This is a genomic window from Variovorax sp. 20P10.2.4, from assembly GCF_058244205.1.
This window is the reverse complement of sequence record NZ_JBZAYE010000953.1, coordinates 1-2,043: the sequence shown is the minus strand read 5'-3', so window position 1 is coordinate 2,043 and position 2,043 is coordinate 1. Positions and strand designations below refer to the sequence as shown.

Here is a 2,043-nt window from a genome sequence, read left to right as displayed (position 1 = left end):
GGACTGAAGGGCTTGCACACGTAGTCGTCGGCGCCGATCTCCAGCCCCAGCAGGCGATCGACCTCCTCGACACGCGCGGTGACCATGATCACCGGCACCGCGCCGAGGCGCCGCAGGTCGCGGCAGATCTCCACGCCGTCGCGCCCGGGCAGCATCAGGTCGAGCAGCACCAGGTCGGGCCGCTGCGCATGGAAGGCCGGCAGCGCCGCGTTGCCGTCGGCGACCCAGTGGTGCGTGTAGCCGGCCGCCGCGAGGTAGTCGCCGAGCACGGCCGCCAGCCGCGGCTCGTCCTCGACGACGAGCACATGGCCCAGGGTCGGAAGGCCCGGGCTCATTGAAAGACCTTCGTGCTTCGCACTGCGGTGCGAGATTGCTTGGGGCGGCCCGGCGCGGCGCTCATCCGTCGATCCCCGGCAGGTCGATGACGATGCGCAGTCCGCCGAACGGCGAGGCCTGGGCCTGGATGCGGCCCTCGTGCGCCTCGACGATGTTGCGGCAGATCGCCAGGCCCAGCCCGCTGCCGCCGCTGGCGCGGTTGCGCGAGCCCTCGACGCGGTAGAAGCGCTCGAACAGCTTCTCGAGCTTGTCGAGCGGCACGCCGGGCGCGCTGTCTTCCACCACGATGCGCACGCCGCCCTCGTGGCGGTCGGCGCGCACCTGCACCACGCCGCCGCGGTCGGTGTAGCGCAGCGAGTTCTCGAGCAGGTTCGCCGCCAGCTGCTGCAGCCGCCGCTCGTCGCCGCTGATGGACAGCGGTGCCTGCGCGATCCGTACCCGCAGCTCGAGGCCCTCCGCTTCCAGCCGGCCCTGCATGCTGCCGACCGCCGCGCGCAGCACGGTGGCGACGTCGATCGGCGTGCGCCGGTAGGTCATCGCGCCGATGTCGGTCAGCGAGAGGTCGTGCAGGTCGTCGACCAGCTTGCCCAGCCGGCCGACCTCGGCATGCATCGCATCGACCGACTGCGCGGTGGTCGAGCGGATGCCGTCCTGGATCGCCTCGAGCTCGGCGCGGAGCACCGCCAGCGGCGTGCGCAGCTCGTGCGAGATGTCGGCCATGAAGGTGCGGCGCGCGCGCTCGGTGTGCTCCAGCGTCTGCGCCATGCGGTTGAAGTCCTTCGCGAGATGGCCGAGCTCGTCGTTCGAGCCGACCTCGATGCGCGAGGCGTAGTCGCCGGCGGCCAGCCGCTGCGTGGCGCCGGCCATGCCGCGCACCCGCCGCAGCAGCGCACGCGACAGCACGAAGGTCAGCAGCGCCGCCACCGCGATCGAGCCCAGGCCGATCAGCGTCAGGGCCTTGAACTGTCGCTCGAGGAAGCGCGCGTCGTCCTTGGGCAGCACGTCCTCGAAGGGCACCATCGCCACCCAGCCGACGATGCGCCCGTCGACCGTCACCGGCAGCCGGATCGAGTCCGGCCCGACCGAGGGATTGCCGACCACGCGGCGCAGCTGCGCGTCGAGCAGGCCGATGCGCGCAAGGGCGCCGGTCTGGTCGGACGAGGCGAGCTGCGGCGCCGGATCCACGCCGGGCTCGCGCGCGATCGGCAGCACCAGCTCCATCCAGTTGCGGAAGTCCTGCCGCAGGAACTGCCAGTCGCCATGCGCCGCGTAGGCCGCAGCCACGCGCGGCAGCATCTCCTCGACATGCGCGCGGCCCTGCTGGTTGAGGTAGCCGAGGAAACCGCGCGCGAACACGAAGCGCATGGCGCCGGCCTGAACCACCACCACGGCGGCGCAAGCCACCAGCAGGAAGAAGAAGAGCTTGGTCCGGATGCCGATTCTCATGATGGATGCCGATGATGCCGCGCGGGCCGATGGCACGGGCGGCCCTGCGGCGATTGGCTGCGCGACGGCCCGCAAAAGCAAGCAAGGCCATGTCGGGGGTACGATCTTCACAGTTGCTCCACATTGCACTCGCAAGATGGCGACCTCGGAACCGGATTCCCCCTCCCATGTCTTCCCATCTCGCAGTGCACGCCCGTGCGCGCCAGGCCTCGCGCGCGTCGCGGGCCCTCCTTTCCCTCCTGGGTGCCTGCGCGCTCGCGG

At 71.5% G+C, this 2,043-nt stretch carries 2 protein-coding genes; both read right to left on the bottom strand.

All coding sequences use genetic code 11. From position 1 onward, the window contains the following. Window positions 1-335, bottom strand: a 335-nt coding sequence (locus AC27VN_RS39840; protein WP_490880266.1) for a response regulator, incomplete at its 3' end; no start/stop codon positions are given. A 61-nt stretch (window positions 336-396) separates the two neighbouring features. Further along, the gene (baeS, locus tag AC27VN_RS39835; RefSeq protein ID WP_490880265.1) at window positions 397-1,782 is read right to left on the bottom strand and encodes a sensor histidine kinase efflux regulator BaeS; all 1,386 of its coding nucleotides are present in this window, start codon (window positions 1,780-1,782) and stop codon (window positions 397-399) included. Window positions 1,783-2,043 lie beyond the last annotated feature (261 nt).

Excerpts from the sequence above, each read along its gene's own strand:
- baeS (WP_490880265.1), bottom strand. The coding sequence starts at position 1,782 with ATGAGAATCGGCATCCGGACCAAGCTCTTCTTCTTCCTGCTGGTGGCT.